13 protein-coding genes and 1 pseudogene are annotated in these 13,351 nt (G+C 42.5%); 9 read left to right on the top strand and 5 right to left on the bottom strand.

The window, feature by feature from the left end; genetic code table 11:
* Window position 1: 1 nt before the first annotated feature.
* A complete protein-coding gene (locus tag ACEN2L_RS06310) occupies window positions 2-754 on the bottom strand; it encodes a phosphatase PAP2 family protein (RefSeq protein WP_441742578.1) in 753 nt (250 codons plus the stop codon).
* A 216-nt stretch (window positions 755-970) separates the two neighbouring features.
* On the opposite strand from ACEN2L_RS06310, the pseudogene ACEN2L_RS06305 reads away from it, so the two are divergent.
* From ACEN2L_RS06305 to ACEN2L_RS06275, 7 genes and pseudogenes are all read left to right on the top strand, one after another.
* Window positions 971-1,180, top strand: a pseudogene (locus ACEN2L_RS06305) (hypothetical protein); the annotation flags it as partial.
* A gap of 108 nt (window positions 1,181-1,288) precedes the next feature.
* On the top strand, window positions 1,289-1,795 hold the full coding sequence (locus ACEN2L_RS06300; RefSeq protein ID WP_306021603.1) for a DUF1993 domain-containing protein: 507 nt from the start codon (window positions 1,289-1,291) through the stop codon (window positions 1,793-1,795).
* 62 nt (window positions 1,796-1,857) lie between these two features.
* Window positions 1,858-2,091, top strand: coding sequence for a hypothetical protein (locus tag ACEN2L_RS06295; protein WP_441742576.1), 234 nt, complete (start codon window positions 1,858-1,860; stop codon window positions 2,089-2,091).
* A 73-nt stretch (window positions 2,092-2,164) separates the two neighbouring features.
* Window positions 2,165-2,536: a YajD family HNH nuclease gene (locus ACEN2L_RS06290; RefSeq protein ID WP_441742574.1), complete on the top strand. Its 372-nt coding sequence runs from the start codon at window positions 2,165-2,167 to the stop codon at window positions 2,534-2,536.
* A gap of 164 nt (window positions 2,537-2,700) precedes the next feature.
* A complete protein-coding gene (locus ACEN2L_RS06285) occupies window positions 2,701-3,558 on the top strand; it encodes a response regulator (protein ID WP_441742572.1) in 858 nt (285 codons plus the stop codon).
* Window positions 3,559-3,687: 129 nt separating this feature from the next.
* Window positions 3,688-4,533, top strand: a complete 846-nt coding sequence (locus tag ACEN2L_RS06280) for a hypothetical protein (protein WP_441742570.1) — start codon at window positions 3,688-3,690, stop codon at window positions 4,531-4,533.
* Window positions 4,534-4,619: 86 nt separating this feature from the next.
* Window positions 4,620-5,504 (top strand): hypothetical protein, encoded by an 885-nt coding sequence (locus ACEN2L_RS06275; RefSeq protein ID WP_441742568.1) that lies wholly within the window; start codon window positions 4,620-4,622, stop codon window positions 5,502-5,504.
* A gap of 470 nt (window positions 5,505-5,974) precedes the next feature.
* Here the strand turns inward: ACEN2L_RS06275 and ACEN2L_RS06270 are convergent, their stop codons facing one another.
* Both ACEN2L_RS06270 and ACEN2L_RS06265 read right to left on the bottom strand, forming a co-directional pair.
* On the bottom strand, window positions 5,975-9,145 hold the full coding sequence (locus ACEN2L_RS06270) for a M1 family aminopeptidase (protein WP_441742566.1): 3,171 nt from the start codon (window positions 9,143-9,145) through the stop codon (window positions 5,975-5,977).
* Window positions 9,132-10,001, bottom strand: coding sequence for an ABC transporter ATP-binding protein (locus ACEN2L_RS06265; protein ID WP_441742564.1), 870 nt, complete (start codon window positions 9,999-10,001; stop codon window positions 9,132-9,134). The genes ACEN2L_RS06270 and ACEN2L_RS06265 overlap by 14 nt, the downstream gene beginning before the upstream one ends.
* A gap of 220 nt (window positions 10,002-10,221) precedes the next feature.
* Here ACEN2L_RS06265 and ACEN2L_RS06260 point away from each other — a divergent pair, with 220 nt between their 5' ends.
* Window positions 10,222-11,733 (top strand): sensor histidine kinase, encoded by a 1,512-nt coding sequence (locus tag ACEN2L_RS06260; RefSeq protein ID WP_441742562.1) that lies wholly within the window; start codon window positions 10,222-10,224, stop codon window positions 11,731-11,733.
* Complete coding sequence (locus ACEN2L_RS06255) at window positions 11,718-12,395, top strand: LytR/AlgR family response regulator transcription factor (protein WP_441742560.1); 678 nt, start codon at window positions 11,718-11,720, stop codon at window positions 12,393-12,395. The genes ACEN2L_RS06260 and ACEN2L_RS06255 overlap by 16 nt, the downstream gene beginning before the upstream one ends.
* A gap of 120 nt (window positions 12,396-12,515) precedes the next feature.
* Here the strand turns inward: ACEN2L_RS06255 and ACEN2L_RS06250 are convergent, their stop codons facing one another.
* Window positions 12,516-12,827 carry a cupin gene (locus tag ACEN2L_RS06250; protein WP_306022746.1) on the bottom strand — a complete coding sequence of 104 codons (312 nt, stop codon included), beginning with the start codon at window positions 12,825-12,827 and terminating at the stop codon, window positions 12,516-12,518.
* A 59-nt stretch (window positions 12,828-12,886) separates the two neighbouring features.
* Window positions 12,887-13,306 (bottom strand): inner membrane protein YiaA, encoded by a 420-nt coding sequence (gene yiaA / locus ACEN2L_RS06245; RefSeq protein WP_441742558.1) that lies wholly within the window; start codon window positions 13,304-13,306, stop codon window positions 12,887-12,889.
* Window positions 13,307-13,351 lie beyond the last annotated feature (45 nt).

The raw sequence follows: 13,351 nt of genomic DNA, 5'->3' as shown, positions 1-13,351 counted from the left end.
TTTACTTTCCTAGCCAGTTTAATGTTTTGAAGGTAGGAAGGTTTGTACGTTCCATGCTCGTTGCTTGAGCTGGCGCGAGCTTAAACCAACGAGTAAAACTGAGCCATAAGCCAAAACTGCAATACCAGCACAACAAGGCGGTGCTCAGATCATGAGATAAAAAATGTGCACCTCGTAGTTGTTGTGCTACACCAAATAAACCACCTACTACCATGCCCGGTAACAACCAATAAAAATTTATTTTTTGCCCTTTATCTGCACGCCACAGTTTCAAACAAAAATACAGGCTAAATAAGGCGTATCCACCGGAAGCGTGACCAGCAGGGTAACATTGTGGTCCGGCATCGCTACTTGAAAACATTTGATGTAAATACACATACGACTGTGAGCCACCAAGACCGTTTACATCCCAAGGACATGGCAACATGGTAATTTGTTTTAAACCTGAAATTAGCACAACAGAAAAAATAGTGGCACACAAGGCGTATAAAATGGCAATGCGCTGCGTTTTGGTAAACAGCTGACAGGCAAAACTCAGACAAGTGAGGATGAGTAAAGCCACCACCCACATTGCTACAAAAGAGCGTCCAGCCTTATGCAAGACGGTTTCTAGCAACCAACTGTCGCGCCAGTTCCAACCATGATTTATGTCGTAAATTTGACTCGCTAACCAATTGTCAGCGCCGCTGTATTGCAAAACGATGATGGTTAAAATGCCGTAAATGGCGGGTGTATACCAAGCTGAATGTCGCACAGTAAAAGCCTACTACTAGATTGTATAAATCAAGAGTAAACTCCGTGGCTTAAGTAATTCTTAACAAGTGGGCTTGGTCGAAAATATCTACTTAAAGCGCTTAAGCCGCGCTGAATGTAAGGACGCTAGTTTGAGTGTTCATTAGTCTTTGTAGAGCAGCCCATGAAGAATTTACCTCTAAATGCCATGCCCGAAGTGACATGACTATTTTGGTTAGTCAAAATCTTAGCAACAACGTTAGTAGAAACCGCCGGTGATGCTGTTTCGATGTCTCTGGGGTTTGGCTATCTTCTTAGTAGTGGCCTTTTTTTCGCGCTGTATATTTTGGCTGTTTTCGCCCAAATTAACGCAAACAAGTTCTATCCAGCCATTTATTGGTTCACCATCATTACCACTACGACCTTGGACCCAACCGTCAGTTACTGAAAAAAAGTGGGGCACTGAAGCCCTTGGATGAATTTACTCGGGGGCTATTGAATCTCGCCATTTCGACGGCATGTTACTGTTGCCAATCTCTCCTTTAAGGAAAATGCTATGTACTACCAATTAACCGTTGTTCAATTTACCAAAATGCTCAAAAACCTTAGCGCCATACTTGAAAAAGCCGAAGGTTTTGCCGCGCTTAAAAAAGTCGATATGTCGGTGTTGCTTAATTCTCGCTTATCAGTGGATCAATTTAATTTAACGCGCCAAGTTCAAATTACCTGTGATATCGCAAAATTAGCAGTTGCTCGATTAACGGCAAAAGAAGCGCCCAAACATGAAGATAACGAAACCACCCTAGCCGAATTACAAGTTCGAATACAGTCAGTTATTGATTTTTTAGCGACGTTTTCTGAGGCTGATTTTAGTGAAAGCGCTGAGCGTTCAATCTCACAACCACGCTGGGAAGGTAAGTATTTAACCGGCCATGAATTTGCGATTGAATGGGCGATACCCAATGTGTATTTTCACACCACCACCGCTTACTCCATTTTACGCCACCTAGGCTTAGACGTGGGTAAAAAAGATTATTTAGGCGAAATGCCATTTAAGGCCTAAAGCATCGAGTGGCGGTGCTATGCACGCATTGTCACTCAACTTGGCAACACAGGGATAAGTGTATGGAAGAATTGGGTGAAGGACTAGTTAGAGTAATATTACGAGTACTGCGTACCATTTTAATTGAAGGCATTTGTGAATCACTGTGTTATTGGCTTGGCCGCTGGTGTTTATTGATATTAACTCTAGGACGTTATCCTCAATATAAGCAATTAGAAAAACACCAAGGGCGCATCACACTTGTTGGGATCATCGTGTTAATAACGCTTGTATTAGTTATTTCAGTTTATGTATAAGTAAATTAAAGCTCACCGAAGCCCAATCAACACTGTTACGCTATTAGCCCATTTACCGCAGGCCCAATATCCAATGTCTAAACATAAGAGTCCGACCGGCAGTTACGAGCAAGTGTTTGCCCAGCAACAAGAATATATTGCCAAACGAGCCTCAGGTTATCGAGAACAAGCCCTTAAAATCTATCCTTGGATTTGTGGTCGGTGCCGGCGCGAATTTACCCGCAGAAACCTGTCTGAGCTCACTGTGCATCACGTAGATCACAATCACAGCAATAATCCTACTGATGGCAGCAATTGGGAGTTATTGTGTTTATATTGTCATGATGAAGAACACAGTAAATTTGAAAATTTAGTGCGCTATGGCAGCACCCAAGATGATGAAGTAAAAGCCAGTACCTACAACCCTTTTGCTGATTTAAAAGAGCGGATGAAGGGTAAAAATTAAAAACCTAATTCACCGTAAGATGTTGAAGGATTATGGTCTTTGCTAACTAACGATAGTGTTCATAACTGCGTTCTTGATATTTTTATACTAGTTAATATTCGACTTGTTCAATCGTATTTGTTTAATTACATTATTGTTACATCGATTATGAGCTTACATTTCATATGCAATACCAATTTGACCATTTTTCGTTAGACACGACTCAATTTCGATTAACAATAAATGGTTCATTGGCAAATGATGATATTCGAATTATTAGGCTCCTAGCTTTAATTATTCAGACTTCCCCTAATACCTGCAGTAAGTCTACTATTCGTGATTATATTTGGCCCAATACGGTTGTATCAGATTGGTCAGTGTCACGTTTAATGGCGGATACTCGCAAATTATTTAAACACTATGGTTATATAGGACCACTAATACAAACTGTTCATGGTCAAGGGTATCGCTTAGATGTCAACTTATTTGACCAACTTAAAGATATTGAACTTTCACCATATAGTACTCCCGTATACCGTAAGTTAAATCTTATGCAAAAATGCGGGATCAAGAGACCAAATATATTACTAGTAACAGTTTTGTTTGGTGTTGCCATTTTTGTTGGAATAACGACTAACTACAAGTTAGCTGCAAATAGTGTCGTTTACAGTGAATCGAGCACTGTTGTTGCTCGAATATTATGGGTTGATGATCATCATCAAAATAATCAACAAGAGCAGCAGTATTTTGTTGAAAATAATATAGCGGTATACAGTGTAGTTTCTACCGAAGAGGCTATTTTGCTGCTTAAGATTTATAAATATACAGCAATCATTTCTGACATGGGTAGAGATTCTGACCCTCTTGCTGGTATTAAATTATTGGACGCGATTCGGGAAACGGGCATCACAACACCTTTTTATATTTACACTATTGTCAGCAGTCCGGATTTGGAAATTGAAGTAGCTAAACGTGATGGACAAGGCGTTATTACTCAGCAGATAAACTTATTTAGCTCTGTTCTAAATCACGTTAATCAGTAAACCGTTCCCTCTTTCTAGATTTTCACAACGTTTCAAAAGATTTCACATCTATTTTCCTTGAATTTTGCATAATGTTTAAAGCGGCGAACAGTGCAATTTACTAGCTTAGTAACGCTATACAAGGAGGTAATGATATTCATCACCATCCATAGATATTTCTATTTAAAATTTTTAGAGGTAATCATGAAAATCAATAAGTTGATATGGATTATTATAGCGGCACAATTGCTGTTTGCTTGTGGAGGATTTGGAGGGGATGATGATAACGACGAGCCAGACCAATTTGCTATTGGAGGAATTGCCCAAAATCTCAATGGTACGGTTTATTTAGGGTTTAAAAAAAATGGGGCGCAAAATTATTGGGAAACGGTTGGAGTTACTTCAACGGCTGGTGAAGTGAACTGGCGTTTTATCGAAGAGCATGATGTTGGCACTCAATTTGACGTAAGTGTATATGTGCAACCAGAAGGGCAGTTGTGTAATGTAGAAAATGGCAGTGGATCGCTGAATGCCAGTAATGCTAATAAAATTATCGTGACCTGTGAAGATACTAATGAAAATTTGGCTGTTGGGGTAGAAATAAGCAATCTAGTTGGTGAGCTAACCTTACAACTTTCAGTTGATAATGTAGCAGTCGAAACAATTACATATAACCTAGGTGGACAAGCCACTTTCTATTTCAACGAAAAACAAGCTGCGGGTGTGAATTTTGCCATCGACATCCTGACGCAGCCAGCCGTTCAGCAGTGCACTATTACTTCGGCTAGCGGTAACCTTAACAGTGGCAATGCAAGTACAGCTAAAATAGTGTGTACTGACAAGCCAACTGAGCCAGTTATATTAACAGGGATTTTTGTTGACAGCCCTGTGACTAATATTAGCTTCAGTACGCTGACACAACAGGGGGTAACTAATATTAATGGCGAATTTTCCTACAGTGAAAATGAACAAGTAACCTTTACTGTCGGGGAATAATATTTCCCAGTGTATCCGCTGGGGAAATTCTGACTCCACTTGATATTGCGGCTACCAATAATTTTAATGCGCCGAGTCTCATTAATATGCTGCGCTTGCTGCAAACCTTAGATATCGACGCCGATCCTACTAATGGTATTAATATTAGTGATGCCGCTTTAGCCAACGCCACAGCTGTTGATTTTAACCTACCAGTTATAGAGTTTGCGGCACAGCCTGCTATTAGTCATTTATTAGCAAATGCAGGTTTGGAATCTTTGGTAAGCGAATTAGTGAGCGCCGAACAAGCTCAAACACATTTTCTACTTACATTGATCGAACTAGGTATAATTGAACGACCTCCAACGGCTTGCAATGAGGATGTAAGCTATTCATTAACTGGTCAGGATCTCATTATGGGAACTAACGAGTCATTAAGTACTTCCCCTCTTTCAGGCACTCTGACTATCTCTAATACTGGCGCATGTCAACTTAGCGCTAATGAAGGCTACGAGACTGCGTGCACCATAACGGATGGCGTATTTAGTGCCTTTAACGGTCGGTTAACAGGCACAATTGCTAATTCGGAAGTGACTATCCTAAATCAATCAACATTTAGTGATGATGAGTACGTTAGCGCCTACTTAAGCGGTAATTCAACCACGAGTTGTGTTGATGAACCCGTTGCTGATGGTACTTACCGTTTTTCAGGCCTTGAATCAGTCTCTCAGAATTCTGTTACTAACGGCGCTTCGCCAGCAAACCAAGTGTATCCAGTTACCGGAACCGTAACGATTAGTGGAAGTAGCTGTTCGGTTACTTCTAGTGAAGGCGACTGGAATTGCATAGTTAATGGTAACTCCTTTCATGGAGTTGGTGATTTAAGTGTTATTCAAGGCACAATAACCTACTTTAGCGTTAGTTTTTACCTGCCACCTACCAGTGATGGTGAAGAGACTGTTTTTGGTCAATATAGTGGTAAACGTAATTAAGACTTATTAAAAGTGCCAGACTAAATAAATAGCCTTCAAATTACTTTGAAGGCTATTTAGAAACGTTGGTGATGCTATGGCAGCACCCAAGATGATGAAGTAAAAGCCAGTACCTATAACCCTTTTGCTGATTTAAAAGAGCGGATGAAAAACAAACCGTGATATATCGTGGGCTGACTGAATATGAATAGCACTCTTATTTTATGGGGCTTACTGTTTAGCGCCATTGGCTTTGTTTATTTTATGTATGGCAAAAAACGCGATAATAGGGTTATTTGTTATACAGGCCTTGCACTCTTTTTATTTCCTTATTTTATCAATGAAACCGTGACATTAGTTTTAGTGGGGTTAACACTAATGGCGCTGCCTAAATTGATCAGTCGTTGTTATTGAGGCATCGTTATGGCTTGTCGCTAGAGCGACTGAGCGTATAAAACCGCATCTCGCTGCCAGTAAATTCAAAGTAAGTTCTACAATAAATTCGCAATATCGGTACCAATTAATAACTCATCCACGAGTCTTTTATCTTCTTCATTTACTAAGGCTTTTAAACTGCGCACGAAGTCCATCGAGGTGGCGGGCGTATTTGGATAGGAGTGCCGTTGCCATAGCTGTCGCAAGGCCGCGGTAATCACCTTATCACCCAATTGTTCTCGTAAAATCGCAAAAACTAAGGTCGCTCGTGAATATAAATCATGGCTTTGTGAGCTATCAACTAAGGCCAGTGTTTGCTCTGTACTTTGCATGACAGCGACTTTGTATCGCTGACGTTCATAATCAAGCAAGGCCAGCATGGCTGATGTGCCGCCTCGCTGTTCGACTAATACCAGCTCAATATACTTAGCTAACGATTCCACCAAAAAAGCACTATCTGCTAATACGCCATTACCGAGATCATGGCCAAACCATTGATGCGCTGTTTCGTGTACAGCGCGCCGATAGCGTTGATCAAAACCGGCATTTGGGGCGGGCTGTGCACGAAATCCTACGCGATGGTTGATCAACATGATTTGGGGAAGAGCATACCCAGTGGGACCAATGTTGGGTATGGCGACTAAGCTTAAGCGAGAGCCACGATAAGGCGCGATGTTGTCGCGCATCCAGCTAAGCGTATCCTGCATGGCTTGCAGGTTAACTTGCGTGGCGGGTGAGTCTTCAGGGCTGTAGACCTTAAGTAAGCTTGAGTCCCAGTTTTTTTGAACCTGATGTTGTGGCACTGAGAGCCACACCGAGGCATTGCGAATTGGCTCCATGGTTTTAAATTCAGCGTAATTACGACCGTTTTGCTGCCACTCGTTTACCAAATCACCTTGAGCTAAGGGCACCTGCTGATCATTGGTCGAAACGATCGAGTGCATACTGACCCAATCATACTGCTTTGCCGTTTGTGGTAATTCGGTTTGTGTAAACAAGTCAGAAGGTAATACGATATCGAGCGGCGCTAGACCATATTTTTGGCGAAGCGAGGGGTTTAGCAGCTGATACTGTGGCTGAAAACCCACGGTGGGTAGCATGGGGACACCACGTAAATAACTAAACGTAGGCTTCACAAATTGATGCATCACCGCTGGCCAATGTTGTGGCTGTTTAAATGTAAACTCTGTTGATAAGTGCATTTGTTCACCAGGATTAAGTGCTTCGCTGAGTTGCACAATATATTGGCCCAGTTTTTTATCATAGTGATAAGTGTTAGCCAGTGACACTTCAAGTTTATCTAAAGGTGTGGCCAAATGATGGCCAATCAGAAGCTTATTGATTGCCTGATCAGTGCGGTTTTTTAGTAGGTAATTGACGCTAAAATGGGCTTCACCGTTTTGTGGAAAGATAGCGACAGTTGAGCTGATATGGTGAATGTGGGGCTGAGCGCTATGGGTCCATTCAGCGTAGTGAGTCTCGTAGTCTGCCCGCCACCGTTCTCGCATATCTGAATTTAATAAGGGCCTTTCCTGAATAATATTAAGATGAAGATTCAAACCTACTGCCAGGGTCAGAACTGTCAATGTGGCAGAAGAAAAATTGAATTTCCAACGTTGATGGTTGAAAAAACTACTGGTTCGGTGAGACCAACTTGCCGCTAACGTTAATAGCGTGATAGACACAAGCAACCAAAATGTCATAAAAGGCCAGTACAGCGAAAAACTTTGTTCTAATCCCCAAAATGTGTCGGCGGGCTGCAATGGAGAAGCGGCAATATTCCATAGGGTATGCGTTAGGCCTAGCTTGCCACTGAGTGGGGTGTATTTCATTGCTAATATTACAATACACCACGCAGTAGCAACTAAAGGTGAACGACACACGGTGTGCAGCGCAGTAAATATTGCCCCAAGCAATAGCAAAGACAAGGCCACTATACTGAGTTGCGAGAGATAGGGCTTAAGCAAGAGCTCACTGTTGGCAACGAGTTCAGCAAATAAGTTAGCCAAGGCTGTCAGTAGCATTAACATCAAAATTAACACACTCAGGGCGATAACTTGGCTTAACATTACGATGCTTGAACGCACTGGCGTGACGGCAATTAATTCTGCCATAGCAGTGTGCCGATTACGCCAAGCTAGCTGCCAAGACCAAAACAAAACTAACAAACTGCCTATGAACGGTAAAACATCGTCGGAAATACGATTGAGAGCATCGAGGCTTGTGGGTAGTAAAACTGACAAGGGCTCCGCATAGTCAATACTTGAGAGTACTTCATTAAACATCAGTAAGGTCCAGCCGCACAAAATGAATTGACTCAATCGCTGTTTAAGTAGCGTACTTAAGGCCATATGACTGAGGTGCCACAATTGTAAACTTGCTTTGGGAGATGTGTTAATACAGCGGTAGGTCAGTGGCGTTTGGGGTAGCGGCACCTGTTCTTTGATCGCTTGAACATGGTTAGAATGTTGAGGTTTTAGTTTGAGGCTAAGTGCAAATAAACCCGCGGCAGCTAAGCAATATAATAAACGATTAAGGTAAAACAGCCTATCACCATAAAGCCTTGGCTCAGCGTTTTGATAATAGGCTAACAGCGCGGTGTTCCCAAAGGGGTCGAGCAGACGCATACTGTCAAACAGCCATGGACTGGCGATGGAACTACCCGCTAGCATAGGGGATCCTGTCATGCTGGCAAGCACTAGATAGGCCAAGAAAATAACGCTAAAAAGTACATATATTACTGTACTAGAGGCAAAACGTTGGGCTAAGCAACAAGCCAAGGCACTAAAAAAAGCACAGGCTGGTAGCGCCATCAAGGCAAAATTCCATAGGGTCAATAAGAGTGAAGAGATTTGAAATCCGCTGCTTTGACTTACGACCAACCACATCACCATAAAGCTCAATAGTAATAAGGCTGCGCAAGCCAAGAAAAGGCTTTGTAGACGCAAAAACAAGCGTTTAACGGGGCTTTGCGGCGTCACTAAGATGAGTTCAGCCATGTCATTTGCTTGGTCCCGTAACATGATTAGCGGGGCCAAAGTGCCACTCAGCAAAGGCAAACTCATCATGAGTAAGGTCATGTGTAATGCTTGCAGGCGTTTATCCGCCAAGGTATCAATACCGCCAATGCCTACGGCAAATAGGTAGGCAACTAAGGGCATGATGATACATGCCAGCCCTAGCAAAGGTTGGCGTATTAGGTAGCGGCCTTCATTAATGAACAGCATCACTGTGACCTTTTTTAGCTAATTCGTAAAAGTAACGATCTTGTAGATTGGCTTCCACTGGCATGGCTTCGGCGTTAGGTTGTTGTTGGGCAAGTATGCGATAAAGGGGTAAGCCAAACCGATAGCTTTCACTCAGAATGTGCCGATCGCTACTAGGCCGACGCGGGCTTTGCCATACGCTTCCTTGTAAAGGGGCGAGTAAACTTTGCACTGCGCCACTTTCAACAATATGCCCCTCGTTGATCAAGGCCACAAAAGGGCACAGATTTTCGATATCTTCAACGATATGGGTAGACAGTAAGATTAATTTGTCTTGGCTAATGGTAACCAGCAGCGCATGTAAGCGTTCTCGTTCAGCGGGATCAAGCCCTGCTGTGGGTTCATCCATGATTAACAAGCTTGGGTTGCCCAATAAAGCCTGAGCAATGCCAAAACGCTGGCGCATGCCACCAGAGAAAGTTGATACATGCTTATGGGCAACCGTACTGAGATTAGTGAGTTCGAGCAGGGCATTAATTTGTTGTTTTTGGTGGGTTGAATCATTAATCCCTTTTAGTATGGCCATATGTTGTAGCAAGGCATAACAACTCATATTGGTATAAACACCAAAATACTGCGGCAGATAACCTAATTGCTGCCGCACAGCCATGGGGTGTTTGAGCACATCGATATTGGCAAAGTGGATACTCCCTTTGTCAGGGGTTTGCAAACAGGCAAGGGTGCGCATTAAACTCGATTTACCTGCACCATTGGGGCCCAATAAACCCACCATACCTGTGGGCAGCTGCAGGTTAATGTCACACAAAGCTTGGGTGCCATCAGCGTACGAGAGAGAGAGTTGTCTAATACAAAGCATGGTTTTTTCCTTGAGAATCTGTCCACACCTTAAAAAGCTAACCCTATCCAAACAAGCAAAGGATGATGAACTGCCCAGATAGAGTGATGACAGGGTTGTTTGGCTTTATTCGCGTCCTGCTTTGACTTTTGTCAGCCAAAAACAACTGTTTGTCATGTAATCACAGACTTATACTGTCTTAACCCTCAAGCTAGGAGTTTGCGTTTATGGGGACCGTATTATGCTAAAGCATTGGGCAACAGGCCTTAAACAGCATTTTTCTGCGTTTGCAGAAAATCAGCTAGCCATGATGGCTGCTATCTTGCTCGAATCTTCAATTCGACAATTCTCATTCCAAAGCGCCGACGCTTTCACGTTTTTATCTATTTGGGCACAACTGATACTTGAAAGCTTACCCTTGCTTGTTGCGCATTATTTGATGTTTAAGGCTCAAGGTTGGCGAGCACTACTTATCTGGACTGTAGGCTTTTTACTTTATCCTATGCTCTGTTTTAGCATGGCTGATTTTGACTCAGGTTATGCTGATTGGTCGTTATTTTCGGTGCAAGGCTGGCTACTGTTGTTGGGGGCTAGTCTGGGATTTGGCTTAAGTAGATTAGTGGCTAAAGGAGATCACAGTCGCTACTCACAGTTTGTAACCCGTTTATTTTCGCTTAATTCAGTGCTGTTGCTCTTGATGATCTGCTGGGCGGTTTTGTGGTCAGCAATCTTTGCTTCTACTGATGATCCGGTGCGTAATCAACCCATTAAAACGGTGATAAATAGCGACACCCTCATAGTAAATTTTTACTACTTTCTTGATTATTTGTGGCAGTTTTTAGTCATGGGAATTTTAGTTTTATGGGTCTATTGGTGTAACCGTTATCTCTTAATTCGGCGTGTTTTAGCTCGAAGTGGAGTATTTGCTTATATGACCGCTTGTTTAATTTTTATTATTGTAGGCACGCCAATGTTAGCGACAGTGGTGTTGTGGCTGCCGATGAATATAGCTGACTGGACATTTTTACCTTCCGAAGACTACAACATATTTGCGCCCATTAACTTTCGGTTTATAGGCTTATTATTGGCTGTAAGTACGCCAATTATATTGGCCTTTGAGCGACAGCAGCAGGGTAAAGCCATAGCTGAGATTGCTCAGCGCCAAAGCCAAACCGAACTCCAATTGCTACAACAACAAGTTAACCCCCACTTCTTATTTAACACCTTAAATAATTTGTATGCTTTAACCCTGACGGGCGCTAAAGAAGCCCCGGCGGTGATCATGCAATTAGCTAATTTACTGCGTTATACTGTCTATGAGGGACAAAATCAGCGTGTAAGTCTCGCGCAAGAAATCCAGTACATTCAAGATTTTTTAGCCCTGCAAGGCATACGTAGCGCTAATAAATGCCAGCTTAAGGTGCATTTTCCAGAGCAAACGCAGCATTGGCAACTTGCACCCTTGTTGTTAATTATTCTTGTTGAAAACGCCTTTAAACATGGGGTTGAGCCAAGCCAAGAGCTTTGTTTTGTGACAATTAATATAGACATTGAGGGGGCTACTTTAATAATGCGATGCAACAATACCTTACCTAAGCGAGCCACCTTCGGTGAAACAGGTATTGGTTTAGATAATCTTAAACGGCGTTTAACCTTACTCTACCCGGGCAAACATCACCTTCGTGTTCAGAAGCAAAACGCTGAGTGGCAAACAGAGTTACGTTTGGAGTTAGAGCCGTGTACCGCACCTTGATTATTGATGACGAACCTTTAGCCCATGAGGTGCTTCAGCATCATTTGCAAAGGCACCGCGATATTGAAATAGCGGGTCATTGTTACAACGCGACTCAAGCCTTAAGTTACTTAGCTAACCAGCAAGTAGACTTATTATTGCTGGATATCAATATGCCCGCCCTTAGTGGTATTGAATTACTCAAGGTGCTGAGTAAACCGCCATTAGTTATTATTATTAGTGCCTATCAAGAGTATGCAATTCAAGGTTTTGAGTTGGACGTAGCCGATTACTTGCTTAAACCGGTGAGTTTTGAACGCCTTTCACAAGCGTTAACTAAGGTACGTAAACGCTCAGACGAGCAGCATTCAGTGATGCCAAGTTTCATTGTATTAAAAGTCGATCGTGAGCGGCGGAAGTTTAATTTTGATGACATTAGCCTAATTGAAGCTTATGGAAATTACCTAAAGGTGTGGCAAGGTGAGCAAGTGACTCTGGTCAGTAGCACCTTAAAACAGTGTTTACAGCAACTTCCAGCGCAACACTTTGTGCAAATCCATAAATCATTTGTTATCAATAAAAACGGCGTCTGTGCCGTGGATAATGAACACGTATTTCTTGCAGGCGGCAAAGCCATTAAGGTTGGTAAGTCGTTTAAAGCCTGCTTGTTGAGCCTGCCATAAAGAGGACTAAATTGGTAACAAGCTGCTGATGACGCGACTCGGCAACTGTTGCTATTGTCTGCGGCCGTTAATAATTTGTCATTTATCGTCGAACTAGGCGATGTTGAAATTTCTCATTGCTCATATACTGCCTTGTTTTTCGATAACTAAAATTCTGGCTTCACCTTGTGGGTGAGCAAGATGTTCGGTGCCTACTGTTGCATAAAAAATATCGCCAGCTTGTAAGGTGGCGCAGTGCTCGTTGCCAGCGCGGCGGTAATACATGTCGACCACACCACTCAACACCACAAACACTTCTTCACCGTCGTTAATGTGCCATTTATAGGGTTTGTCGGTCCAATGTAAACGGGTTGTAATGCCATTCATATTGGCGATATCGAGTGCTCCCCATGCTTGAGGAGCACTAAAGTTTTTACTTCTGATGATTTCCATCGTTACGCTTTATCAACGAATTTTGTGACAAGTATAAACCTTGCTTCCTTGACCACAAGCTATTCAGTTGCTGCAACTTGAGGCGCTGAGTTGTCAGACTGAACATTGCCCTGTTGTTTATCGCGTACGTTCTTTTGTACTGTAATTGCAGCAAAAAGACTCAGCGTGTAAGCCATGGCGTAAAAGCCTTTTTCACTCAATGTCATATCGGCGTTAACCAATCCGATGGCAATAGCAGTTGAAATCCACGAAATCATGAAATACAGGTTGGTAGTTGGAATGCCTTCTGCTTTGTCGCGAATGGTCTTTTGTAATGAGATCACTGAGTACAAACCGTAAAGTAAGGTGATGAGGTAATAGCCTTTTTCATTTAATGCCATGATTGAATTCAGTAAGCCAATGCCATAGGCGCCAGTGCCTATGATTAAAGCGGCAATAGAAGCAAAATTATACGGTTTAGTTGGGGCGTGTAATGTCATGTTGAAATTCCTTATTGCACTTGCATTATTAAAATTGGGGTGTCA

Origin of the sequence: Flavobacterium sp. W21_SRS_FM6 (genome assembly GCF_052119645.1) — a bacterium.
In the GTDB taxonomy this organism is placed as follows: Bacteria; Pseudomonadota; Gammaproteobacteria; order Enterobacterales; family Alteromonadaceae; genus Paraglaciecola.
The sequence above is the reverse complement of the archived record's forward strand: the minus strand, read 5'-3'. Positions and strand labels throughout refer to the sequence as shown.

What these genes read in the sequence shown, in the direction of transcription:
- ACEN2L_RS06265 (WP_441742564.1), bottom strand. Translation starts at nt 10,001, where the DNA reads ATGCTTTGTATTAGACAACTCTCTCTCTCGTACGCTGATGGCACCCAA.
- ACEN2L_RS06275 (WP_441742568.1), top strand. Translation starts at nt 4,620, where the DNA reads ATGCTGCGCTTGCTGCAAACCTTAGATATCGACGCCGATCCTACTAAT.
- ACEN2L_RS06250 (WP_306022746.1), bottom strand. Translation starts at nt 12,827, where the DNA reads ATGGAAATCATCAGAAGTAAAAACTTTAGTGCTCCTCAAGCATGGGGA.
- ACEN2L_RS06285 (WP_441742572.1), top strand. Translation starts at nt 2,701, where the DNA reads ATGCAATACCAATTTGACCATTTTTCGTTAGACACGACTCAATTTCGA.
- yiaA (WP_441742558.1), bottom strand. Translation starts at nt 13,306, where the DNA reads ATGACATTACACGCCCCAACTAAACCGTATAATTTTGCTTCTATTGCC.
- ACEN2L_RS06295 (WP_441742576.1), top strand. Translation starts at nt 1,858, where the DNA reads ATGGAAGAATTGGGTGAAGGACTAGTTAGAGTAATATTACGAGTACTG.
- ACEN2L_RS06260 (WP_441742562.1), top strand. Translation starts at nt 10,222, where the DNA reads ATGCTAAAGCATTGGGCAACAGGCCTTAAACAGCATTTTTCTGCGTTT.
- ACEN2L_RS06280 (WP_441742570.1), top strand. Translation starts at nt 3,688, where the DNA reads ATGATATTCATCACCATCCATAGATATTTCTATTTAAAATTTTTAGAG.
- ACEN2L_RS06300 (WP_306021603.1), top strand. Translation starts at nt 1,289, where the DNA reads ATGTACTACCAATTAACCGTTGTTCAATTTACCAAAATGCTCAAAAAC.
- ACEN2L_RS06290 (WP_441742574.1), top strand. Translation starts at nt 2,165, where the DNA reads ATGTCTAAACATAAGAGTCCGACCGGCAGTTACGAGCAAGTGTTTGCC.
- ACEN2L_RS06270 (WP_441742566.1), bottom strand. Translation starts at nt 9,145, where the DNA reads ATGCTGTTCATTAATGAAGGCCGCTACCTAATACGCCAACCTTTGCTA.